The organism is Sphingobacterium chungjuense, from assembly GCF_011316935.1.
GTDB lineage: Bacteria > Bacteroidota > Bacteroidia > Sphingobacteriales > Sphingobacteriaceae > Sphingobacterium > Sphingobacterium chungjuense.
This window is the reverse complement of sequence record NZ_WLYS01000009.1, coordinates 23,547-46,727: the sequence shown is the minus strand read 5'-3', so window position 1 is coordinate 46,727 and position 23,181 is coordinate 23,547. Positions and strand designations below refer to the sequence as shown.

Annotated in this window: 21 protein-coding genes; 12 read left to right on the top strand and 9 right to left on the bottom strand. The window is 44.3% G+C overall.

All coding sequences use genetic code 11. The annotated features are described in order from the left end of the window. Positions 1–64 precede the first annotated feature (64 nt). The 8 genes from GKO22_RS16000 (at position 65) to GKO22_RS15965 (ending at position 10,817) form a co-directional block, all read left to right on the top strand. Complete coding sequence (locus tag GKO22_RS16000; protein WP_166336826.1) at positions 65–979, top strand: dihydrodipicolinate synthase family protein; 915 nt, start codon at positions 65–67, stop codon at positions 977–979. A gap of 9 nt (positions 980–988) precedes the next feature. Next, on the top strand, positions 989–2,473 hold the full coding sequence (locus tag GKO22_RS15995) for an aldehyde dehydrogenase (NADP(+)) (RefSeq protein ID WP_166336824.1): 1,485 nt from the start codon (positions 989–991) through the stop codon (positions 2,471–2,473). 28 nt (positions 2,474–2,501) lie between these two features. Continuing rightward, a complete protein-coding gene (locus GKO22_RS15990; RefSeq protein ID WP_166336822.1) occupies positions 2,502–3,500 on the top strand; it encodes a 4-hydroxyproline epimerase in 999 nt (332 codons plus the stop codon). A gap of 23 nt (positions 3,501–3,523) precedes the next feature. Further along, positions 3,524–4,798, top strand: a complete 1,275-nt coding sequence (locus GKO22_RS15985) for an NAD(P)/FAD-dependent oxidoreductase (protein ID WP_317165721.1) — start codon at positions 3,524–3,526, stop codon at positions 4,796–4,798. Positions 4,799–4,823: 25 nt separating this feature from the next. Further along, entirely contained in the window at positions 4,824–6,572 is a 1,749-nt protein-coding gene (locus GKO22_RS15980; RefSeq protein WP_166336820.1) for a DUF885 family protein, read from the top strand. An 18-nt stretch (positions 6,573–6,590) separates the two neighbouring features. Next, positions 6,591–8,006, top strand: coding sequence for an APC family permease (locus tag GKO22_RS15975; protein WP_166336818.1), 1,416 nt, complete (start codon positions 6,591–6,593; stop codon positions 8,004–8,006). Continuing rightward, positions 8,003–10,243: a S9 family peptidase gene (locus tag GKO22_RS15970; RefSeq protein WP_166336816.1), complete on the top strand. Its 2,241-nt coding sequence runs from the start codon at positions 8,003–8,005 to the stop codon at positions 10,241–10,243. The genes GKO22_RS15975 and GKO22_RS15970 overlap by 4 nt, the downstream gene beginning before the upstream one ends. Positions 10,244–10,352: 109 nt before the next feature. After that, the gene (locus GKO22_RS15965; RefSeq protein ID WP_166336814.1) at positions 10,353–10,817 is read left to right on the top strand and encodes an acyl-CoA thioesterase; all 465 of its coding nucleotides are present in this window, start codon (positions 10,353–10,355) and stop codon (positions 10,815–10,817) included. 36 nt (positions 10,818–10,853) lie between these two features. Here GKO22_RS15965 and GKO22_RS15960 read toward each other — a convergent pair whose 3' ends face one another. Both GKO22_RS15960 and GKO22_RS15955 read right to left on the bottom strand, forming a co-directional pair. After that, positions 10,854–11,243, bottom strand: coding sequence for a RidA family protein (locus GKO22_RS15960; protein ID WP_166336812.1), 390 nt, complete (start codon positions 11,241–11,243; stop codon positions 10,854–10,856). A 78-nt stretch (positions 11,244–11,321) separates the two neighbouring features. Further along, complete coding sequence (locus GKO22_RS15955; RefSeq protein WP_166336810.1) at positions 11,322–11,894, bottom strand: Crp/Fnr family transcriptional regulator; 573 nt, start codon at positions 11,892–11,894, stop codon at positions 11,322–11,324. Between the two features lie 147 nt (positions 11,895–12,041). On the opposite strand from GKO22_RS15955, the gene GKO22_RS15950 reads away from it, so the two are divergent. Next, entirely contained in the window at positions 12,042–12,725 is a 684-nt protein-coding gene (locus GKO22_RS15950; RefSeq protein WP_166336808.1) for a Sir2 family NAD-dependent protein deacetylase, read from the top strand. A 187-nt stretch (positions 12,726–12,912) separates the two neighbouring features. Here the strand turns inward: GKO22_RS15950 and GKO22_RS15945 are convergent, their stop codons facing one another. From GKO22_RS15945 to GKO22_RS15935, 3 genes are all read right to left on the bottom strand, one after another. Further along, on the bottom strand, positions 12,913–13,158 hold the full coding sequence (locus GKO22_RS15945; protein ID WP_166336806.1) for a hypothetical protein: 246 nt from the start codon (positions 13,156–13,158) through the stop codon (positions 12,913–12,915). 1 nt (position 13,159) lies between these two features. After that, on the bottom strand, positions 13,160–14,164 hold the full coding sequence (locus GKO22_RS15940) for an LLM class flavin-dependent oxidoreductase (RefSeq protein WP_166336805.1): 1,005 nt from the start codon (positions 14,162–14,164) through the stop codon (positions 13,160–13,162). 104 nt (positions 14,165–14,268) lie between these two features. Continuing rightward, entirely contained in the window at positions 14,269–14,940 is a 672-nt protein-coding gene (locus GKO22_RS15935; RefSeq protein ID WP_166336803.1) for a DUF1349 domain-containing protein, read from the bottom strand. A 108-nt stretch (positions 14,941–15,048) separates the two neighbouring features. On the opposite strand from GKO22_RS15935, the gene GKO22_RS15930 reads away from it, so the two are divergent. After that, complete coding sequence (locus tag GKO22_RS15930) at positions 15,049–15,993, top strand: sugar phosphate isomerase/epimerase family protein (RefSeq protein ID WP_206367932.1); 945 nt, start codon at positions 15,049–15,051, stop codon at positions 15,991–15,993. A gap of 29 nt (positions 15,994–16,022) precedes the next feature. Here the strand turns inward: GKO22_RS15930 and GKO22_RS15925 are convergent, their stop codons facing one another. The 4 genes from GKO22_RS15925 to GKO22_RS15910 are packed head-to-tail and all read right to left on the bottom strand — an operon-like array spanning position 16,023 to position 20,038. Beyond that, positions 16,023–17,204 (bottom strand): class I SAM-dependent methyltransferase, encoded by a 1,182-nt coding sequence (locus GKO22_RS15925; protein WP_166336801.1) that lies wholly within the window; start codon positions 17,202–17,204, stop codon positions 16,023–16,025. Then, positions 17,197–18,465 carry an aspartate kinase gene (locus tag GKO22_RS15920; protein ID WP_166336799.1) on the bottom strand — a complete coding sequence of 423 codons (1,269 nt, stop codon included), beginning with the start codon at positions 18,463–18,465 and terminating at the stop codon, positions 17,197–17,199. Before GKO22_RS15920 ends, GKO22_RS15925 begins: the two co-directional genes overlap by 8 nt. A gap of 14 nt (positions 18,466–18,479) precedes the next feature. Further along, complete coding sequence (locus GKO22_RS15915) at positions 18,480–19,301, bottom strand: DUF3298 and DUF4163 domain-containing protein (RefSeq protein ID WP_166336797.1); 822 nt, start codon at positions 19,299–19,301, stop codon at positions 18,480–18,482. Positions 19,302–19,342: 41 nt separating this feature from the next. Further along, positions 19,343–20,038: a YggS family pyridoxal phosphate-dependent enzyme gene (locus GKO22_RS15910; RefSeq protein WP_166336795.1), complete on the bottom strand. Its 696-nt coding sequence runs from the start codon at positions 20,036–20,038 to the stop codon at positions 19,343–19,345. Between the two features lie 75 nt (positions 20,039–20,113). Here GKO22_RS15910 and GKO22_RS15905 point away from each other — a divergent pair, with 75 nt between their 5' ends. Then, the gene (locus GKO22_RS15905; protein ID WP_166336793.1) at positions 20,114–20,719 is read left to right on the top strand and encodes a DUF4296 domain-containing protein; all 606 of its coding nucleotides are present in this window, start codon (positions 20,114–20,116) and stop codon (positions 20,717–20,719) included. Between the two features lie 22 nt (positions 20,720–20,741). Next, on the top strand, positions 20,742–23,126 hold the full coding sequence (locus tag GKO22_RS15900; protein ID WP_166336791.1) for an endonuclease MutS2: 2,385 nt from the start codon (positions 20,742–20,744) through the stop codon (positions 23,124–23,126). Positions 23,127–23,181 lie beyond the last annotated feature (55 nt).

Below are 23,181 nucleotides of genomic sequence, written 5' to 3'. Positions count from 1 at the left end.
ACGGATAAGTTTGTAGTTTTGATTTTAATAAATTACAAACATTAAAACTTAGTATAGACTGACTATGGCCGATTTAAATTGGAAGGGAATCTATCCCGCGGTGTTGACACCTTTTACCGAGAACGGTGATATTGATTACGATATGTTTGCCAAAAATACCCAAGCTCAGATCAAAGCTGGTGTGCATGGTATTATCGTAGCGGGCACATTAGGCGATGCTGCAGCATTAGACACAGAAGAGAAATTTGAACTTCTGAAATACGCTAAAAAGATCGTGGGTGATCAAATTCCAGTGATCCTCAATATCGCGGAAAACACCACCCGTAACGCCGTTAATTTTGCGAAGAAAGCATACGAATTGGGCGCTGATGGCTTAATGCTTTTACCTCCGATGCGTTACAAGGCTGATGATCGCGAAGTGGTCGAGTACTTTAAAGCGGTAGCCAAAGCCACTGAATTACCGATTTTGATTTACAACAATCCGGTAGATTATGGCACCTTTGTTAATCTGGAGATGTTTGCTGAACTAGCAGAATACCCAACCGTACAAGCGGTAAAAGAATCAACACGCGACTTAGCAAATGTTACCCGTATGAAAAATCGCTTTGGCGATCGTTTCAGCATCTTGGGTGGCGTCGATACGATTTCTCTAGAAACACTTTTCTTAGGAGCAGATGGATTGGTTGCTGGACTAGTGGATGCCTTTCCGAACGAAACGATGGCCATGTACAATTACGCGCAACAGGGCGAAATTGAAAAAGCAGTTGAAATATACCGTTGGTTTATGCCGTTATTAGAACTAGATATTCATCCGAAACTAATTCAATACATCAAATTGGCTGCTACCGCAGAAGGAATCAGTACACCACACACGCGTGCACCAAGATTGCCATTGGTAGGTGAAGAAGCGGATCGTGTAAAAAAAATTATTCAAGATAGCATTGCCAAACGTCCGGTGTTGGATGCCGTGCATGCATAACAAAAACAAATGGATCAAACGAAGGAGATATTAGATGCGTATGTGCAGAAAGCCGTCGACGCGTTTCAATTTTTAAAGGGAACGACGGTACAAGAGCGTGCAGCATTGATGCACGCTGTAGCCGATGCGATCGAAGCGCTAGACGATCAATTATTGAATCTGGCACACGAAGAATCGGCTTTGCCGATGCCGCGTTTGCAAGGCGAAAAAGCCCGTACCGTAGGGCAATGGCGTAGCTATGGCGATGCCGTAGCCAAAGGAACTTATCTAGATGCCCGCATTGATCGTGCAGATGCTGAAAAAGGTAAAAACGATATCCGCAAATACAGCATAGGACTTGGTCCTGTGCTGGTATTTGGAGCAAGTAATTTTCCGTTTGCATTTTCTACCGCTGGAGGCGATACCGCCAGCGCTATCGGCGCTGGCTGTCCGGTATTGGTGAAAGCACATCCTGGGCATCCGAAAACTTCCCAATTGATGGCAGACACCATTAGCGAAGCCGTGAAAAACTTTGGCTGGCCAGAAGGCGTTTTTGGACATGTTGCTGGTGAGTACGTTGCCGGTACAAAAACGCTTTTGGGAGCTTACCTCACGGCGCATCCCGGCATTCTAGCTGTCGGCTTTACCGGCTCACAACAAGGTGGAAAAGCTTTGGTGGCTGTGGCCGCTGGACGCGAAGTGCCTATTCCTGTATTCGCAGAGATGGGAAGTGTTAATCCGGTGTTTGCGCTACCACAATTACTCGAAACAAATGCAGCGCAGTTTGCGCAGCAATACGTAGGCTCTTTGACTTTAGGTACCGGACAATTTTGTACCAATCCTGGAATCGTCGTTGCATTAGCTGGTCAAGCATTCGACCGCTTCAAAGAAGCCGTGCAAGAAGCTATTGTGGCAGCAAAACCAACCGCCATGCTCCATAGCGGTATCGCTAAAAATTACGTGGAGAAAAAACAAGCTGCCACCACGCACAAAGAGGTCACGGTATTGGCACAATCAGCAACAGACGCCGAAGATTCGCAAGGACAGCCGACCGTAGCTTGGACTTCTGGACAAGCGTTTTTAAATGATTCGCAATTGTCTGAGGAAGTTTTCGGGCCATTTGCCTTGCTGGTAGAAGCGGAATCAACTGAGCAACTATTAGCTATTGCCAAAAGCTTGGAAGGACAATTGACAGCAACGATCGCAGGTACTGAACAAGATCTGGAAGCGAATACAGCTTTAGTCAGCATCTTGCAAGACAAGGTAGGACGTTTGCTATTTAATGGTATGCCAACTGGGGTAGAGGTGGTGTATGCGATGCAGCATGGTGGTCCATTTCCAGCGACCAGCGATCCTAGATTCACCTCTGTCGGTCCTGATGCCGTGAAACGATTTGTGCGACCGATTGCTTTTCAAAATTGGCCCGAAAACAGCTTGCCAGCCGAATTGAAATCCAGTAATCCTTTGCAATTAACACGTGTGGTAGATGGTGTTTCTACCGCTGCCGCTTTATAAAATATTGTCTACATTGTAGTATATGTAAATGAAAAAGACTTTTTTTTGCATTGACTCGCATACCTGCGGTTGTCCTGTGCGTCTGGTAACTGGTGGTGTACCTTTTCTATCTGGTCATACGATCATGGAAAAACGATTGCAGTTTATGGCGGAATACGATTGGATTCGTAAAGGACTCATGTTTGAGCCGCGCGGACACGATATGATGAGCGGAAGCTTGTTGTATCCACCTTCCGATCCTGCCAATGATGTAAGCGTGTTATATATTGAGACGAGTGGCTGTTTGCCCATGTGTGGTCATGGTACGATTGGTACGGTGACCATTGCTATTGAAGAAGGTCTCATTCAGCCCAAAACTCCAGGCAAATTGCGTTTGGAAACGCCAGCTGGCTTGATTCATATCGATTACACCCAAGAAGGCCCTAAAGTAAAAACGGTTAAGTTGACCAATGTAAAATCCTTCTTATATGCAGAAGGATTAACGGTGGATTGTCCAGACTTGGGCGAAATCGTGGCCGATGTGGCGTATGGGGGTAATTTCTACGCCATCATCGATCCGCAAAAGAACTTTAAAGACATCAGCGATTACAGTGCTAGCCAGCTCATTCATTATGGCAAGATCATTCGCACTTTGCTGCGCGAAAAATACAATTTTGTACATCCAGAAGATCCACTCATTCACGGCCTGACTCATATTCAGTGGACAGGAAAACCGTTAAAGGAGAACTCGCACGGACGAAATGCGGTGCTTGTAGGAGAGAACGCCTTGGATCGTTCGCCCTGTGGTACGGGTACTTCGGCGCGCTTGGCACAATGGTATGCCAAAGGCAAACTAAAAGCAGGTGATGTCTTCGTCCACGAAAGCTATATTGGTTCCCAATTTATTGGACGGATTGAGCAAGAAACGAGTATCGTAGACCGTGCCGCCATTATTCCCTCTATAGAAGGTTGGGCGCGCATTACGGGCTACAGCCAAATTATTATCGACGATGAGGATCCTTACTTCGAAGGATTTCAAGTCATGTAACTACATTTAATACCAAGAACAACGTGTCTATAACTACTACAGAAAATAAGAATAAGGGGAAAGTGCTTGTTGTAGGCGCTGGAATTGCGGGCTTATGCAGTGCTTATTATCTACATAAAGCAGGTTGGGCAGTGCAAGTGCTGGATAAGGAAGATGGACAGAATAATTGTTCCATCGGTAATGCCGGTATGATCGTACCCAGCCATTTTACCCCATTGGCCGCTCCCGGAATTGTCGCGCAAGGTCTTCGCTGGATGCTCGATAGCAAAAGTCCATTTTATGTACGGCCATCACTCAATCCGGAGTTGATTAATTGGGGATTGAAATTCCTGCGCCATGCCAACCAAAAGCATGTGGATGCCCACGCCGAAGCGATTCGCGATTTGAACTTGTACAGTAGTCAGCTTTATGATATACTCAAAGATGAGGTCGGATTCGACTTTGAATTGCGGCAAAATGGCATTATGATGCTCTACAAATCCAAAGCTGCAGCACATGAAGAACAAGAATTGGCCGAACGTGCACGCGCATTAGGACTAGATGCCGTTCCATATGATAAAGAAGGGATTCAAGCCTTAGAGCCAAATTTGCGTTTGGATGCTGTGGGTGGTGTCTTGTACAACTGTGATGGCATCCTTTCGCCATCAAAATTAATGCACGGCTTGACTGTCTTGTTGAAAGAAGCAGGCGTTACCTTTAACTACCAAACAGCAGTAGAAGGATTCCAAGTTTCGGGAAATAAAGTAACCGCTGTAAAAACATCGAAAGGCACGTTTGATGCTGATGAAGTGGTGGTCACAGGCGGTGCTTCTTTGCCTAGTTTGGTGCGAAGCCTAAGTATCAAAACGCCTTTAATGCCGGGCAAAGGTTATTCCTTCATGGTAGAGCCGCCTGAAAATACGGCGATGCAGCACGCGGCGCTGCTTGTAGAAGCTCGCGTAGCGGTGACGCCAATGAACGGACAAATTCGCTTTAGCGGTACGATGGAACTCGGCCCCGCCAACGACCGAATTTATACCAACCGTGTGAAAGGCATTGTCGAAGCGATTCCAAATTATTTCCCAGATCTCCACGTATCGTACCCCGAGCAAGTGTGGTATGGATACCGCCCTTGTTCGCCAGATGGTTTGCCGTATCTGGGTCGTTCATCGCGCTATCAAAATGTATCGATTGCCGGTGGCGCTGGTATGATGGGGCTCAGCCTCGGACCCGCTTTTGGTAAAACCATTGCTGATCTCTTGGATGGTCATACTCCTCAGACGAATATTCAAGGATTTCGACCCGAGCGGTTTCACTAAAATCCAAAAAAATACCTCCCTTATTATGATAACAATTCGCTCACAACTAATCATCGGTCTTTGCTCTTTAGCAACCGCGCTTGCCCAAGCTCAACATATGAACGAACATACTACGCCGTTAGAACCTTACGTGATTCGATATGGTCACGATGAGCAGGCTATCAATTATTTTTACGGCCCTATGCCCAAGGGATGGGGTTTTCAGCGTTTGGCGCCATCGCCCGAACAGATGAATCGCTTGCTGGTATTGGATCGCTCTTATTTCAAAGAGCTGGAAGAAGTAGATTACAACAATCTACCAACGGGCGGACAAGTGGATTATCAATTGCTAAAGCGCAAGATAGCACGCCATAGCGAAGATCTTAATGCTGATCTTGAAACCTATAAACGCTTAGAACATTACCTGCCTTTTGCGGCTGTGATCTACGATTTCGAGCAGAAAAGACGTCGTGGACATGAAGTAGATGCGAAGAAGCTGGCGACAGATCTGCAAAATACCGTCAAGCAAATACAACAGCAAAGCGAACAGGTGAAGAATGGAAAAGCCATTCCATCGGCAGATGTACAATTCCTGACAGAAATGATAGAAAGCGTGAAGCAGAGATTGGCTAGCGCTTTTGACTTTTATAATGGGTACGATGTCGAGTTCACGTGGTGGATGCCGACTACGTTTGCTGATGTTAATACACAATTGGATCACTACAAAGAAGCATTAACATCCAAAAGCGATTGGAAAGTGTATGACGATGGTAGCAATATTGGCGGTCAACCAATCGGCAAGAAAATGCTCAACCAGAAACTCCAAGATGAAATGATTGCCTACACGGCCGATGAACTATTGGCTATTGCCGATAAGGAATGGGCATGGTGCGTGGCAGAGTTGCTGAAAGCATCCAGAGAAATGGGATTTGGCGACGATTGGCAGGCAGCGCAGGAAAAAGTAAAAAATACCTACGTTCCAGTAGGAAAGCAACCCGAACTCATCAATCAGTTGTATGATAAGGCGCAAGCCTTCATCAAAGAAAATCAATTGATGGATATTCCGCCGTTGGCGGATGAAACCTGGGGCATGATTATGATGACGCCGGAAAGGCAATTAGTCAATCCTTTCTTTACTGGTGGTCGGGAGATTAGTATTTCGTATCCCACAAACACCATGACCTACGATCAGAAGATGATGAGCATGCGTGGTAACAATCCGTACTTCTCATTAGGGACAGTACAGCACGAATTGGTACCTGGGCATCATTTGCAGTATTTTATGAATCGCAGGTACAAACCTTATCGTGCACAGCATTTCAATACACCATTCTGGACCGAAGGCTGGACTTTGTATTGGGAATTATTGCTGTATAGAATGGGATTTGCCAAAACGCCAGAAGAACGCATTGGTATGCTTTTTTGGCGCATGCACCGTTGTGCACGCATCACCTTTAGTATCAAATTCCATTTGGGGGAATGGACACCACAGCAATGTATCGATTATTTGGTCAATGAGGTAGGGCACGAACCGGCGAATGCGCACGGTGAGGTGAAGCGCTCTTTTGAAGGATCGTATGATCCGCTATATCAATTGGCGTATATGATCGGTGGTTTGCAATTGCTCAGCATTAGCGACGAACTCGTCGGTGGCGGGAAGATGTCGTACGCCGAGTTTCATGATCGCGTAATCAAAGAGAATTACTTGCCGATGGAGATGCTAAGAGCTATCTTAACGGATCAAAAAGTACCACTCAATTATAAACCCGTCTGGAAATTCTATTCAGCTAACTAACGACTAACGCACCTCATTATGAATAACGAATCTCCCGAATTTAAAAAATCCCTAGGTCTGCTTGATGCGACCATGTTGGTGGCCGGCAGTATGATCGGATCGGGTATATTTATTGTATCGTCCGATATTGCTCGACATACCGGATCAGCCGGTTGGCTGATGGTCGTGTGGTTAATCGCCGGATTTATGACCTTGACTGCCGCACTGAGTTACGGTGAATTGAGCGCCATGTTTCCGCGCGCAGGTGGGCAATACATTTATCTCAAAGAAGCCTACAGCCCCTTAGTGAGTTTTACCTTTGGTTGGACATTTTTTGCAGTCATCCATACCGCGACGATCGCTGCCGTAGGCGTCGCCTTTTCCAAATTTACGGCCTATTTATTTCCCATACTCGACGAAGACGTCATCCTCTGGTCGCTGGGTACGTATGAGATTTCCTATGCGCAAGTGTTGGCAATAGCTGTCATATTTCTACTTACGTTCATCAATACGTTGGGCGTGCAAAATGGAAAAACAGTACAAACCATCATTACCATCTTAAAATTGCTAAGCCTTATTTTGTTAGTAAGCTTTGGTTTTTGGGCATTTGACAGCGAAGTATGGCAGTCTAACTGGGCGAGTGAAAATACGTGGAAGTTACAAAACCTATCGAAAGATGGGGCGTATAGCGACTATACCATGATTGGAGCTTTGGGCGCGCTTTCTGCCGCGATGGTGGGGGCCTTGTTTAGTAGCGATTCTTGGCATACTTCGTCGGCAGTTGCGGGTGAAATTAAAAACCCGAAACGCAATATTGGATTGAGCTTAGCGCTTGGTACAATGATCGTTACGGTGGTGTACCTGCTTACTAACTTAATGTACACCGGCGTGTTGCCTTTGACCGAAATGGCGGCTGCACCAAAAGATCGCGTGGCGATGGTGGCAGCACAGGAAATCTTTGGTCCAGTTGGCATTACCATATTGGCCGTTATGATTATGGTGAGCACCTTTGGTTGTAATAATGGATTGATCCTCGCCGGAGCGCGTATCTATTATTCCATGGCGCAAGATGGTTTGTTTTTTAAGAAAACCGGACAACTAAATAAGAATGCCGTACCGGCTTATGCTCTGTGGTTACAGGGATTCGTCGCTGCCGCATGGTGTCTTACTGGTCGTTATGGTGATCTGCTGGATATGATTACCTGCGTGGTGGTTATTTTCTACATGCTATGTATCATCGGCGTTTTTATCCTTCGGAAAAAACGACCTGATATAGAGCGACCATACCGGGCTTTCGGATATCCTGTTCTGCCGGCGATTTATATTGTGATGGGATTGTCGTTTATCGTTTTGCTCGTGATCTACAAACCACAATTCACGTGGCCTGGCATCGGTATCACGCTAGCAGGCATTCCCCTGTATTATTTAATAAAAAAGAAGAATCAAGTACTATGAAAATAACACTCTTTGCCGTACTATCTACCTTTTACATCGCATCAGGCCTTGCGCAAGGTACTGCGGCAGACTATGCTCGATCGAAGGAGGTACGAGAGAATACTCGGAATAAGGTCTACCAAATTCCACAACAAATCACTTGGTCCAAAGATGGAAATGCCTTGGCTTACCGCGTGCGATTACGTGATGCCGGAAGTACCTATGTACTGGTCGATGCCGCTCGTAAAACCAAGATGAATGTGGACGCCGCTGCATTGACAACAGCGCTTTCAAAGGAATTGGGTAAAGCCACTCGTCTAGAAGATATATCGGAGCGGGATTTTGAAGTGCTCGACGCACAGAGATTAAGCTTCTCCGCTGGCAAAATCATTTGGCAGTGGGATAATCAGCAAAAGCATTTAACGAAGCTAAAAGATGCAGATAACGACCGCAATGGCGGTTATTGGGGTCGTCGCTGGGACGATACGGCCGGAGAACCAATTACTTCTCCAGATGGCAACTATGTCGCTTTCATCAAAAACAATAATGTCTACGTACGCAAAAAGGACGAAACCGGTAAAGATGCCGAGCGTAGGCTGACGTATGATGGCAGTCCGGGCGATTATTATTCTTCGCGCCTTTACTGGTCGGCCGATAGCCGCAAGTTGGCGGTTTATCGCGTACGAAAAGCAGAAGTACGTCAGCTCACGTTGTTGGAATCTTCGCCTTCCGATCAGTTGCAACCCAAGTTGCAAACCAGAGATTATGTGAAGCCGGGTGATGCGCTGCCACAATATCTTCCGACTATTGTAGACGTGGAAACGGCCGATATCAAGGCCGCAGATCCCACCAAGATTGGTAATCAGTTTTCCATTACACCACCGGTGTGGAACAAAAGCAATACGGCAATCACTTTTGAGTACAACCAACGTGGTCATCAGCGCTATGAAATCTTAGAATTGTCTGCGACTACAGGAGCGACCAGAAGCGTGATTGCCGAAGTAAGCCCTACCTTTATCGATTACAGCGGTAAAAAATACCGTAAAGATCTGGAAGAGGCGGGCGAGATCATTTGGGCATCCGAGCGTGATGGTTGGAATCATCTATATTTATTTGATGCGCAAAGCGGCAAAATCAAAAACCAGATTACCCAAGGAGATTGGGTGGTACGCAGCGTGGAGTATGTAGACGAAAAAGCACGCGAAATCTATTTCCAAGCCAGCGGCATGAAGAAAGGAGAGGATCCTTACTTAGTTCATTATTATGTGATCGGCATGAATGGCAAAGGTTTGCGTGAGATTACACCAGAAGATGCACAGCATCATGCCTATTTTAATGATTCACATAAACTCTTTGTTGATGTATATTCACGGGTAGATCAGGCGCCGATTACGGTGTTGCGCGATGCGAAAGACGGTAAAACGCTCATGGAATTGGAGCAATCGGATATCAGTGAATTGAAAGCAACAGGTTGGCAACAAACGGAAGTATTCCAAGCGAAAGGTCGCGATGGACAGACGGATATTTGGGGCGTCATTATTCGTCCATCCAACTTTGATCCACAGAAAAAATATCCGGTAATCGAATATATTTATGCTGGTCCACACAGTGCTTTCGTACCGAAATCTTTCTATGCGAATCCTTCGGGAATGCATGAGCTGGCTGAATTAGGCTTTATTGTGGTGCAGATTGATGGTATGGGTACGTCCAACCGTTCTAAAGCATTTCACGATGTGGCTTGGAAAAACCTGAAAGATGCTGGTTTCCCTGATCGCATTGCTTGGATGCAAACAGCGCAAAAGCAATATCCGTATATGGACTTAGATCGTGTCGGTATCTACGGTACTTCGGCCGGTGGACAATCGTCTACCGCAGGCTTACTTTTCCATCCAGAATTCTACAAAGTTGGGGTTTCTTCTTGTGGATGTCACGACAATCGGATGGACAAGATTTGGTGGAATGAGCAATGGATGGGTTGGCCTGTAGGACCGGAGTACATTGCTTGCTCCAACGTGGAAAACGCACATCGACTGGAAGGCAAATTACTACTGATCGTGGGTGAGTTGGATGACAACGTAGATCCAGCTTCAACCTACCAGTTGGTTGATCAATTGATTAAACATGGCAAAGATCATGATTTCATTATGGTGCCGGGCATGGGGCATTCCTCCGGTGGTGATTTTGGCGAACGCAAACGCCGTGATTACTTCGTGAAACATCTCTTAAAGACGGATCCACCTGCTTGGAATCAAGGTTAATGACTCAGATCGGCCAGCTTTAACGATAGTTTAATCTATCCTAAAAGCTGGCCGATTTTTTTTGCTTACATTGTAGTACTATAACTATTCATCATCATACCGACGTAATATGAACACACCCTTAGTATTTCAATTTATCTCCGAACCTTCTGATGTTAATTACGGTGGCAAAGTACATGGTGGCAGCGTGATGAAATGGATCGACCAAGCAGGTTATGCTTGTGCGAGTACGTGGAGCGGACGGTATTGTGTGACGGTGTACGTCGGTGGTATTCGCTTTTATCAACCCATCAAAATTGGCCAAATCGTAAAAGTAGAAGCGCACGTTATCTACACGGGATCAACAAGTATGCACATCGCGATCGACGTGTACGCAAGAGATCTGAAAAAAGAAACATTCGAGAAGAAAACACATTGCATCATCGTGTTCGTCGCGACCGATGATGACGGCAAATCGGTGTCTGTACCCAAATGGGTTCCTCATACCGAGGAAGAAAAGAAACAGGAAGAATACGCCAAACGCTTGATGGTACACCGTAAGCAGATCGAAGAGGAGATGAAGCCTTTTTTGTAGATATACGATACTTTTCCGATATCCTCAGGATAGTGCTTACTTCACCACAGTTGCTTCCAATTCTACGGTCAATGTTTCAAACAGGGCGTTCACTTCCAATACAGTCGACGCTTGTTGGATCTCATGTTTGGCAATCCAATGCTGCAATAGCTCGAAGTGCTGAAATAAGTCGGCTGTAGACGTTGTATAGATATTTAGGCGGACGATATTTTTAAGCTCATAACCAGCAGTACGTATCACTTTCTCTAGGTTAGCGATGCTTTCTACTAATTGTGTTTTCATGTCTGCATCACTGGATATACCTTGATCATTAATTGCGGTCTGCCCAGAAACGTATAATGTTCCTGTAGCATTTTTTACTTCGATAGCTTGCGAATAGCTTCTTGATGCACTCCATGTCCATGGGTTAATTGCTTTTTTTTCCATTTTCATTTTTTGTTTAAATTCGATGGAGCAAAGATCGCTGATGAGCGTGTCGCCGGGCTGTGACTTGAATCACATAATTTATTTTTTACGCCGGTAGAGTCTACTCAATGTTTCCCGTGATAAGCCTAAGTAAGCCGCCAAGATGGTTTTAGGAATACGCTGTACTAAGGATGGATACAGTTGAAGAAACTGTTCGTATTTCTGCTTGGGACTTAAAGTAAGCAGCGATAGGATACGATTTTGATTGGCAATATGTCCACGGATGGATTTATCCAAAAAATAACCCGTCATGTAGGGAAATCTAGCACAGAGGTTTTGATAATTCTTTAGCGAGAGGCAATAGGCCGTGGTAGCTTCCAGACATTGCAATGTGCACGAGGATTTCCTCTGAAGATAAAAGGCGTTGAAATCCGTTTCCCACCAATTCTCCATAGCAAAAGAGGCAATGTGCTCTTTGCCATCCTGACCCCAATACGAAAGCTTCACTAATCCCGACTGTATAAAGTAGATTGCCGAAACCGAGTCTTGTGCTCTAATGATGAAATCGCCTTTGCGAAAATCCATCTGATCAAAATGTTGTCGAATCGCGAAGAAATCTTCGTCCGTAATCTTAACGTAATCTTCGATGTTGTTTCGTAAAAGATCGATCATAAATAGCGTGAAAATCTTATAGTCAAAAGTAAACATTGCAATCTGAATATAGGTATGCTTGGAAAATATACGATGAACTGGGTGTAGGATTATTGGATATCATTTATAAAGTTTCCCGTATTTTTACAGATATATTAGAACTCATTTATGAGAAAGATTGTGGTATTTACAGGAGCGGGTGTATCTGCGGAGAGTGGTTTGCAAACCTTTCGCGGAGCGGATGGTTTGTGGGAAGGTTATCGTATCGAAAATGTGGCTACGCCAGCGGCTTGGCATCGCGATCCAGAAATGGTGCAACACTTTTACAATCTAAGACGGAAAGCGTGTTTGGCAGCACAGCCGAACGCGGCACACCAATATCTGGCCGATTTAGCAAAGGTAGAAGACGTGCAAATCATCACCCAAAATATAGATGATCTCCATGAGCGTGCTGGCAGTGATCGCGTGTTACATTTGCACGGAAAAATTACCCAATCGCAATCTTCCATTGATCCTTCGGCCGTCTATCCAATAATAGGCGATACACTCACGATGGAAGATCGCTGTGAGCGTGGCGCACCATTACGACCGCATGTTGTTTGGTTCGGCGAAGCCGTGCCGGCAATGGATGAAGCAACTACTATTGCAGAAGAAGCAGATGTGTTTATAGTGATTGGTACCTCGCTACAAGTGTATCCGGCGGCCAATCTTTTGTACCACTTGAAGAGCGACTGTAAGCTTATTTTTATAGATCCAAATGCTACGGAATATGCTGTTCCGGCACAAACTATCCTAATTGAGGAAACTGCGGTGAATAGTGTGCCATTTTTGCAAAATATGCTTGCCAAATAATATTTGGTGACTATAATTATAGTTTTGTTTATAAGTACTTTATGTTATTTATATTTACAGATAGTTTATATAAATAATGTCTAATGATATCTGTAAATCATTAATTGCCAAATAATATTCTGAAATAAAAAAACCTGTTAAACAACGTATTGTTTAACAGGTTTTTACTTTGAAAGATATGAACTATTTATTCATATCGTTTGTAAGCTTCTACAAAATTGCTTCGCATCTGCTGAAAGGTCTCTTCGACCGTCTTTAAAAATGCTTCATCAATTAATTCGAAGACACCATTTACTCCTCCGATAACATCTGCTTCCGCAATTTTATACGACTGCTCTAAGGTCCCTTGTTCAAATTTGATAATGAACTTTTGGTTCATGCCAAACAGGCTAATTTTAAAAGACGGATGGGGTAATTCTGCTAGTACGCGCATGCTAATTTTTGTTGATTTTTTGGAATATATCTGCCGTCAAACGGAAAGCATCCAAACGTTTCTGATTGTCGAAGATGTAATTTGTCGTCATGATTTCATCAGGTTTATATTCCTCTATGAAATCGGTAAGCTCGCTGACTAATGTTTGCGTATCTCCTATAAAAGTGCAGCTAATCATAGACTGTACAGCTTGCTCAATTTCTGGAATACCTGCATAAATTGGTTCCGCCGTAGGCGGAGAAAGTGGTGCTCGGCGATTGGTAATAATACCGCAAAACATATTAAACAAACTGGTGGATAAAAGTTGGGCTTCTTCATTGGTATCAGCGGGTATCACGTTTGCACAAATCAAGACATAGGGCTCTTGCAGCTGTTCGCTAGGTTTGAAATTGGCTCTGTAAATTTCAATCGCTTGTCCAAGCATTGCGGGAGCAAAATGTGCCGCAAAGGCATAAGGCAAACCTAACTCTGCCGCCAGATACGCACTATCGGTACTCGATCCCAAAATCCACAATGGAATTTCTAAACCTTCACCCGGAAATGCTCGTACTTTTGCTGTTTGGTTATTAGTACTCAAATATTGTTGCAAAGCCTGTACATCGTCTTTGAAATAGAAAGAAGTGTTGAGATTATTGCGACGCAATGCCATGGCTGTTTGCTGATCTGTGCCTGGCGCACGACCCAACCCGATTTCTACACGGCCTGGAAAAAGTGTTTCCAGTGTACCGAATTGCTCTGCAATAACTAAAGGTGCGTGATTCGGGAGCATAATACCGCCAGATCCTACACGGATCTGTTTCGTATGGCTAGCAATATGCTGAATTAGTAACGAAGTAGCCGAACTCGCTATGTATTCCATATTATGGTGCTCGGCCAACCAGATCCGTTCGAATCCGTATTGTTCTGAGGCTTGTGCGCTTTCTACCGTGCGCGCCATAGCACCAGCGAGATTATCGCCTTTTACTACGGTCGCTAGTTCGAGCGTCGAATATTTTACGTTTTTCATAATTCAAAGATACGTGCCACGAGCGCCTTGTACCGTCTCGGTATCGTCACAATTGCCCTTCCTGTCGGTCAGCGAAATGTAAATACCTTAACCTCGCTGCTAGCTTAATGTCCCGCATTCTTCTGTAACCATTCTGTACGGCGTTGATCTGCTAACGGCGTAATTTTAAATTGCTCGAATTTCACATCGAATCCATCACCATCTGGACAAGCGGCCATGACACCAACTTTGACTGGATGATTGTCTTGGAGCCACGCGTTACGCATCATGGTATACGTTTTGTCGTCAAAGGAATAGAACACTTCTACTGCATCCAGACGGCGCACTGCTTTGATCCATACAAACGGTATGGCTTTATCAATAGGTACGATGCTCCAATCACTTGTTTTGTGCGTTACTACGGCACTCAAATTATACTTGCCATCTACAAATTCGATTCCTGCTTTGATGTAGTTTTCGTGATCGATACGCAACATCAATCCAGCTTGATCAAATCTGGCTTTATAATCGGCTGATATTTTGACTTTCACTTCAAACTCGCCACCGCGTTCGGTATAATAGAACGGTGCGTCATCGACCGTAAAACCGTAGTGAGAAATTCGCCAGTAATCGCTTTTTGGCGTCACAAACATTTGCAAGGATTCATTTTCTATTTCCCAATGGCTCGGTTCATTAAACCAAGTCATCTTTTCCAATTTTTGAGCAGCAACTTCCATGGAGAAGGACGCGAGTATTATAACAATAGTCAGTTTGACAATAATTCCGATTTTGTTCATGTATTTATAGATAGTTTGATATATTTACGATGATATCGAAATTTGCACAGTAAAGCAAGTCTTGATGCCCTATGAGCCGAAAATTTATAAGAACACTAACATAGTAACATGTATCAACAAATGATTAAATCATCGGTGTTGGGAACCGTGCTTTTCATGCTGAGCATCTCTCCAAACAACACTTTCGCACAACAACAACAACAACAACAACAACAACAACAACAACCAAAAAAAGAGATCGGATTACAATTGTACTCTGTGCGCAGTATGATGGGAAGCCATGTAGACCCAAAATCATACAATGCTGATTACGTCAATGTATTGCAAAAATTAGCGAATATGGGCTACACCTCGGTAGAAACGGCTGGATTTCGCGACGGCAAATTTTACAATACAGACCCTAAAGATTTCAAACAAAAAGTAGAATCAGTTGGCATGAAGGTATTGTCTTCGCACGTAGCCAGACCACTATCTGCGGAAGAAGTGGCTAATGAAGATTTTACCAAAGCGTTAGCGTGGTGGGCAACGACCATTGAAGCACACAAAGCTGCTGGCATGAGCTATATCGTGACGCCATGGATGGACGTTCCTAAGACCGTAAAAGAATTAGCTGTGCACTGCCGTTACCTTGACGAAGTGGGGAAACTATGTAAAGAGCAGGGGATCAAATATGGTTACCACAATCACGCGCACGAATTCAGAAAAGTAGAAGATCAGGTGGTGATGTACGATTATATGATCGAGAATACGAACCCAGAATACGTATTCTATGAGATGGATGTGTATTGGGCGGTGATTGGAAAAGCGAGTCCGGTCGAGTATTTCAAGAAATATCCTCATCGCTTTACGACGCTACACATCAAAGATCATAAAGAGATTGGTCAAAGTGGTATGGTCGGCTTCGATGCCATCTTTCGCCATGCAGATGCGGCTGGATTGAAACACATTTTCGTAGAATTAGAAGAGGTGAGTGGCGACTTAGAGCAGGGCTTGAAAGAAAGCATTGATTACTTGCAGCAAGCGGACTTTGTAAAAGCCAGCTACGCTAAATAAAAGCCAGACTTTATCAGTACACCTCTTTTTTACCGTCTTTCACAGACTAGTACCGTAAGTGCATCTTCTAGATCAGTGGTAAAGAAGAGGTGTATTTGACCTCCATCCTGAATCTTAAATTTCTTTCGGATTTCCTCGACCTTCAGTGGAAAGTTACGCGTGGTGATATTGGCTTTTGCAAATGTCTTTTTGCGCTTCAAATCTCCGAATGGAAATGATTCTATAATCTCAAAGGCTTTTCCCGGAAAATCAAACAGCAATTGATTAGAAGTATACAGATGGGAGTGAAGGTGTAATTTTCCTAACTGATGTTCCTTTGCCACGGATTTGAATGCGCCCGCTTTTACCACGCTCACATCAGGCTCGTACAAATACTTTTGCGGCGTGCGAAATTCGCTACGTAGGGTTCTCTCCTCAGCAAGCGTGAAAGAAAATTCCTGCAATTGATCCTTAAACAAGCGGATAGCGGATATCAATGGCTCACCTTCAAAACCACGTTTTTGAATAAATAGGAGTTCCTTACAGTCATTATCCAAGCTAATAACATATACATTAGTTACGTGTTTGAGTGAGCGCAATGCCTGCGTGATGTCTAAAAGCGGCGAAACCTTCGTGATAACTCGTTCTGATTTGGTGAAAAAAAGCTCCTGCAAAGCCACAATATTTGGTTCGCAGTCTTCTAATAAGAAAACTTTGCTCTGGCTTACCCGCCGCGAAGGATCGATGTAAATATAATCGAAGCTATCATCGGCTTGTTGGTGCAGATATTCGATGCCATCTCCCGCGATGCAAGTCAGATTTTTTACCCCTAAAGCCTGTGCATTGTGTGCCACGATCTCCGACAAATTTTCGTTCAACTCACAATGCATAACTAGCTCGGCAGGCTGCGCCATATAGCAACTATCTACACCAAAACCACCGGTAAGATCAATCACGCGGGCTCCTTTGCGAATAAGCTGCTGTTTGATCAAGGCGGTGTGCTCCGAAGAACATTGCTCCAGATTAAGCTTTGGAGGATAGAAGATCTTTTCGCTGAAAGCCCAAGTCGGCAACTTCGATACACAGCGCTGCCAACCATCTACCTGAGCCGCCAATTCGCTAGAAGCCACATCCGGAAACGGGCTTTTCTTTAGCGCAATAGCAGCCGGTTGTTCCTGACGATGCGTCAGGATATAGTTTTGTACATCAGGCTGTAGCAGTCGATTATTCATCTCTTTTCTTCACCAGCATCTGGCAGGTATAACTGTCTTTTAATTCTCTAACGATTTCTTTACCCACCAATACGCGATCAATCGTTTGTTGATTATAATAGCGAATGGTGATGAGTTCCAATCCGGCGGAGACGCTCACTTTATAGCGTTTTTGCAAATCTTCCATCAGTTGCCATACATTTTCACCCGTATCATCAATGCTCACGCAAAAGCTAATTGCACTATTGTGCATCATATTCACTTTGATACGGTTCTGATGAAAGGTATTGAAAATATGTCCCAAATTGTCCTCCACGATAAATGAAAAATCCAAGGGCTGTATATTGACCAATACCTGATTGACCTTAAAGATAAAGGAAGGAACGGGCAACGTTTGATGTGTTGCGCGAATCTGTGTGCCCGGCTGTGTAGGATCTAAAAAAGAGCGTACATAAAGCGGTATTTGCGTGTTTTGCAGTGGCTTAATGGTTTTTGGGTGAATGACCGTTGCGCCATAATACGTCAACTCGATCGCATCGGTATACGACAACTCCGGTATTAACTCCGTTTCATTAAACCACTTTGGATCGGCATTGAGTACGCCCGGTACATCTTTCCAGATCGTAAGATCTTGCGCACGCAGGCACGATGCAAAGATCGCAGCACTGTAGTCAGAACCTTCGCGACCTAATGTCGTGGTGAAGTTTTCGGAAGTAGATCCAATAAATCCTTGCGTGATAATGATCTCTTTTCCTAGAATTGTCGGTATATCGCGGCGAATTTTATCTTCCGTCTTCGCCCAATCTACGGTACCTTCCATATAGCGATTGTCGGTAAAGATATAATCTCTTGCATCTACCCAACGTACGGCAAAACCGACATCTCGGCAATATGCAGCAATGATTTTAGTAGATAAGATCTCGCCTAAGGAGACAATCTGATCATACAAGTAATCGTACGCATCTTGTGGTTCTTCCTCCAAAATCCATTCGGCTTCTACCAAGGTATTGATGATATCATCAAAAATTGGATGGTTTTTGTCCGTAAATAACTCATGCAAGATAGTTAGGTGCTCGGCACGTACTTGCTCCAATGCCTCGAATGCGTCGCCTTCTCGATGAAAATAACGGTCTACTACTTCAGATAGCTTATTGGTGGTTTTGCCAATGGCCGATACCACGACTAATAATCCGTTTACCTTATATGTATCGATAATGGTAGCAACGTTGCGAATGTTTTCTGCACTTTTGACGGAAGCGCCACCAAATTTGAATACCTGCATGAATCTTGAAAGAATTAGGGGTGTGTTACTTTTATATCCTGAATGAATTTCTGTGCTTTATCCGTCAGCAAATCTTTCAACTGATCGTACGGAATGTGAAATTGCGTGACACCTTCTGCATAAGCCTTGATCTCATAAGGGTTGTACTGAAAGGCTAAAGCTTCCTTGTCGAACGCAAAATTGTCGGGCAGCGCAAATACGCCTTCATCGAAAAAATAGTGATCGGTGAGTGGCGCATCCGGTGCCAGGCCTTCCACTTGGCGAAAACGTGCTTCTGCTAGCGCAATAAACTCCTGATGACGCTCTGCTGTCACAATATCACTTAGCGTTAAAGGTTTTCCTGTTTGTAGATCATAATTATCATACAGTTCCGCAAAGTTACCATGCGCTCCGCCCGTATATTCGATCAATGTTTTACTAATCACCAACAGGGTGGGCGTGTATAGCATCACGCGACCACGAATATCTTGAAACCAAGCATGGGTGAGTTCTGGCTGCTGCGCTTCTTCTACATAACTATCATAATCTGCTAAGAAAGATTCTCCCATCTGCTCTAGATCAGCTCTGTTTTTGACCGCCATCGACTGCATGATCAAGGCATTAAACAGCGTATCATCAGAAGTCGGATAGCTTGCCCGAAAATACGCCGTATCGTACTGATCACCACGAGATTGATAGTACGGACTCGTTTGAAAATACTCCGTCGTGCGATACGCGGCTGTATCTAGTGATCGGGTCGTGTCCGATTGTTCCGTTTGCCTTTGTCCAGTAGGAGATTGGCAAGCAGTGAAAGTCATCATCGTAGCGGCAAGAAATAGTACAAAATGGTGAATCATAGCATATACATTTGGTGAAACGCAGAAAGCGTATACCGTTTCTAACCCTCTGAGGCTTTAAAATGTTTGATCACGCGCTTGCCGAACACCGTGCTGCCGACGCGAATCATCGTGCTTCCTTGCTCGATCGCAATGGTGTAATCCGATGACATGCCCATGGAGAGCGTATCGAAAGAATCTTCTTTACGAAAGAAACTAACTTTGATGCCATCAAAAAGCATTTTTAGTTCGTAAAACTCTTCCTTGATGTGTTTTTCGTTGTCTGTATTGGTCGCGATGCCCATCAGTCCGCGGATGCGAATATTTTTCAAATCGCTCAATGCCTCATCGCGCAATACTTCGATCAGCTCCGCGTGATCGAAGCCAAACTTCGCTTCTTCATCAGCGATATGCACTTGCAATAAACAATCGATCACACGATTATTCTTTGCCCCATACTTATTGATCTCTTTCAAGAGGTTGAGTGAGTCAACCGATTGGATCATAACGATAAATGGTGCGATATACTTGACCTTGTTGGATTGTAAATGTCCGATCAAGTGCCACTCAATATCCTTTGGTAAGGCTTCTTGCTTCGCGACTAATTCCTGCACCATATTCTCACCAAACAGTCGCTGTCCGGCTTCATAAGCTTCCAGAATGTCTTCGTTCGACTTTGTTTTAGATACGGCTATCAAAGTCACTTCGTGTGCCTGTAGTTCCTGTTGTAAACCTTCTATATTGTTACGTATACTCATCTTCTTTGCATTTATTAACGGGTGATAACGTAGGCATTATCGACCCGAATTGCTAAATTTGTACAAATTTACAAAATGCGTGCTTCATTCTTTGTGTTGATTCCACTGATTTTACTATTGGCCTCCTGTTTAGAGAAAAGGCCAGAAGGAATATTGAAGGAAGATCAAGTGACTAAATTGCTTACGGATGTGCATATGCTGGACGGATACCTGCAGACATTGCCGATTGATAGTTCGCAAAAGGTGATCGATACGCTCTACAGGCAGTTGCTATCACGTTATGGTCTTGATTCGGTCGCTTTCGAGCACAATCTGGATTATTATTATGCGGATCCGGTACTGACGGAGAAAATTTACACGAATATCCAGAAACAATTGTCAGATGCCGAGCGAGATTTCAACCGTGCCGATTCTTTGCGTTATGCCGTAGAGCGGGATAGTTTGAATCGCGTAGCTTACTATCAGCGTTTGTTGGACATAAAACAGAATCTCTGGACTTTCTATCCAGATTCGAATTTTCGTTTCGACTATGAAGGTTACAAAGAGAGCGTATACCGACCAAGTGGTTTGGGATATCTATGGCGACGTACAGAGCTAATACCACTTGTTGCTCCGAAGCCAATCCAAGCAGATTCGGTTAAAGTGGAAAACCAGCCTGTTGAACCAACAGAAGCGCGCTAAATTATATTGAGCATTATTATCTATGATATATCCTCTTAATGCAGCTGATAAGCTGGGTTTTCTTGAGATCAAAGAGTTGGTTAGGCAGAAATGCTTGAGTGAACCAGCGCGTGACTTGGTGACTAAGATTCAACCTCAGGTCAATCCAGAACAAATCCAAAAGTTTTTAAATCAGACCGCAGAGTTTAAAACTTTATTGCAAACGGACGATCCGTTGCCGATCGACCACTTGTATCCGATTCGCCCTTTGGTGGAAAAAGCACGCGTGGAAGGTACTTTTTTGTTAGAGGAGGAGTTTCACCGCGTCCTATTATCACTTCGTACGGTTTTTGCGCTGATCCGCTATTTCAAAGAGCGGGAAGGGCAGTATGCGCATCTCGATATGTTATTCGAGCATCTGACGATTGAAAATAGCATCGTGCGCTCGATAGAGCAAGTTATCGATGATCGTGGTAAAATGAAGGAGAATGCCTCCAGATTCTTGTTGGATGTGAGTCAGCAGATTCAGAAAAGCGAGCAGGAAGCGCGCAAGCGTTTGGAGACCGTGTTTAAGACGGCACAGAACAATGGATGGACGGCCGATGGTAATCTAACCATCCGCGATGGGAGGCTGTGTATTCCTATTTTAGCGGAGAATAAGCGTAAGCTGAAAGGTTTGATTCATGATGAATCGGCTACGGGACAAACGGCTTATATAGAGCCCGAAGAAGTATTTCACTTGAATAACAAGGTAAGGGATTTGGAGTTTGCGCGTCGTCGTGAAATCATTCGTATTTTGACGGAGCTGACCAATTCATTGCGTCCGCATATTCCGCTATTGCAATCCTACCATGGTTTACTCACGAAGCTGGATTTTGTACGTGCCAAAGCTTTGTTTGCGATTGATATCGAAGCGGCTTTGCCGGAGATTCTGAAGACAGCCGAAATTCATCTGGTGAATGCACGCCATCCTTTATTGTTCTTGAATGCCAAGGCGGAAGGTACGCATACGATTGTGCCTTTAAATATCAAGATGGACGAGCAAGATCGCGTGATCTTAGTTTCTGGTCCGAATGCTGGTGGTAAATCCGTCTGCATGAAGACTGTCGGTCTATTGCAATTGATGTTTCAATCTGGCTTGTTGATCCCAGCCGATGGCAACTCCAAAATGGGGGTTTTCAAGCAAATATTTGCCGATATTGGTGATGATCAATCGATCGAAAGCGACTTGAGTACCTATAGCGCGCACTTGTCGAAGATGAAGCATTTTACGCAGTTTGCAAATGCACGTACTTTGGTGCTGATCGATGAATTTGGTACGGGTACCGATCCACAATTTGGTGGCCCAATTGCGGAAGCTGTTCTAGAAGTGCTGAATAACAAAAATGTGCGCGGCGTCATTACCACACACTATTCGAATCTCAAAGTGTTCGCGAGCGATACCGCCGGATTAGAAAATGCTTCCATGCTGTTTGATAATGCGGCGATGAAGCCTTTGTATATTTTGCAGATTGGCAAGCCGGGAAGTTCGTATGCCTTGGAAATTGCCCAGAATATTGGGTTGCCCAAGGAGGTCGTTCGCTTGGCGAAAACGAAGATTGGGGAACACCAGCAAAATGTGGAATCGCTATTGGTTAATCTGGAGCGCGATAAAAAGGAAATTGTCGATACCAAAGCGGCCATTCTGAAACGCGAGAAGGAGCTGTTGATCAAGCAGCAAGAATACGAAGAGCTGCGTGACTATGTGGATACGAATAGGAGAGAACTGCTCAAGCAGGCAAAAGAGGAAGCACGGCAGATCCTGAAAGACGCCAATAAACTGGTCGAAAATACGATCGCTGAGATCAAATCGGTACAAGCAGATAAGGAGAAAACACGAGAAATACGATCTACCTTACATCAAGCTATTGATAAGCACAGCCCAGCTAAAGCTCCTGTTAAGAAAGTAGTAGCAAAATCAGATGCACTAGTTGATCAGGATCTTCAAGTAGGAGATTGGGTACGTTTACTTGATTCTGGCAATGAAGCACAAATTATAGAGATTGCTAAAAACAAAAACTTGATCCTAGCTTTAGGAGAGCTCCGCACGGTAGTGAAACCTGCTAAGGTGGAGAAGTTACAAGGCAAGGAGAAGAAAAAAGCGGTGAAGCGGATTGGTTCGGTATCTACAGGTGATGCGGCAGATTTTAGTCCGGAGCTGGATATTCGTGGCATGCGTACCGACGATGCGATGAATCAGCTGGAGTTAGTATTGGATCGCGCCGTGATGATTGGATACCCATCTTTGAAGATCGTACATGGCAAAGGTGATGGTATTTTAAGAAAGTTTGTACGTGAATATTTACGCAAATACAGCCATATCTCTCATTTTGAGGACGAACATGCAGATCGAGGCGGAGATGGAATTACCTATGCCTATATCAAATAAACCGCATAAGTACGTACAATAGAGTTCTTTAGACTCACTATAAATTACAGGCGAT

Excerpts from the sequence above, each read along its gene's own strand:
- GKO22_RS15990 (WP_166336822.1), top strand. The coding sequence starts at position 2,502 with ATGAAAAAGACTTTTTTTTGCATTGACTCGCATACCTGCGGTTGTCCT.
- GKO22_RS15950 (WP_166336808.1), top strand. The coding sequence starts at position 12,042 with ATGAGAAAGATTGTGGTATTTACAGGAGCGGGTGTATCTGCGGAGAGT.
- GKO22_RS15940 (WP_166336805.1), bottom strand. The coding sequence starts at position 14,164 with ATGAAAAACGTAAAATATTCGACGCTCGAACTAGCGACCGTAGTAAAA.
- GKO22_RS15980 (WP_166336820.1), top strand. The coding sequence starts at position 4,824 with ATGATAACAATTCGCTCACAACTAATCATCGGTCTTTGCTCTTTAGCA.
- GKO22_RS15965 (WP_166336814.1), top strand. The coding sequence starts at position 10,353 with ATGAACACACCCTTAGTATTTCAATTTATCTCCGAACCTTCTGATGTT.
- GKO22_RS15935 (WP_166336803.1), bottom strand. The coding sequence starts at position 14,940 with ATGAACAAAATCGGAATTATTGTCAAACTGACTATTGTTATAATACTC.
- GKO22_RS15920 (WP_166336799.1), bottom strand. The coding sequence starts at position 18,465 with ATGCAGGTATTCAAATTTGGTGGCGCTTCCGTCAAAAGTGCAGAAAAC.
- GKO22_RS15915 (WP_166336797.1), bottom strand. The coding sequence starts at position 19,301 with ATGATTCACCATTTTGTACTATTTCTTGCCGCTACGATGATGACTTTC.
- GKO22_RS15910 (WP_166336795.1), bottom strand. The coding sequence starts at position 20,038 with ATGAGTATACGTAACAATATAGAAGGTTTACAACAGGAACTACAGGCA.
- GKO22_RS15955 (WP_166336810.1), bottom strand. The coding sequence starts at position 11,894 with ATGATCGATCTTTTACGAAACAACATCGAAGATTACGTTAAGATTACG.
- GKO22_RS15900 (WP_166336791.1), top strand. The coding sequence starts at position 20,742 with ATGATATATCCTCTTAATGCAGCTGATAAGCTGGGTTTTCTTGAGATC.
- GKO22_RS15905 (WP_166336793.1), top strand. The coding sequence starts at position 20,114 with ATGCGTGCTTCATTCTTTGTGTTGATTCCACTGATTTTACTATTGGCC.
- GKO22_RS16000 (WP_166336826.1), top strand. The coding sequence starts at position 65 with ATGGCCGATTTAAATTGGAAGGGAATCTATCCCGCGGTGTTGACACCT.
- GKO22_RS15930 (WP_206367932.1), top strand. The coding sequence starts at position 15,049 with ATGTATCAACAAATGATTAAATCATCGGTGTTGGGAACCGTGCTTTTC.
- GKO22_RS15995 (WP_166336824.1), top strand. The coding sequence starts at position 989 with ATGGATCAAACGAAGGAGATATTAGATGCGTATGTGCAGAAAGCCGTC.
- GKO22_RS15970 (WP_166336816.1), top strand. The coding sequence starts at position 8,003 with ATGAAAATAACACTCTTTGCCGTACTATCTACCTTTTACATCGCATCA.
- GKO22_RS15945 (WP_166336806.1), bottom strand. The coding sequence starts at position 13,158 with ATGCGCGTACTAGCAGAATTACCCCATCCGTCTTTTAAAATTAGCCTG.
- GKO22_RS15925 (WP_166336801.1), bottom strand. The coding sequence starts at position 17,204 with ATGAATAATCGACTGCTACAGCCTGATGTACAAAACTATATCCTGACG.
- GKO22_RS15975 (WP_166336818.1), top strand. The coding sequence starts at position 6,591 with ATGAATAACGAATCTCCCGAATTTAAAAAATCCCTAGGTCTGCTTGAT.
- GKO22_RS15960 (WP_166336812.1), bottom strand. The coding sequence starts at position 11,243 with ATGGAAAAAAAAGCAATTAACCCATGGACATGGAGTGCATCAAGAAGC.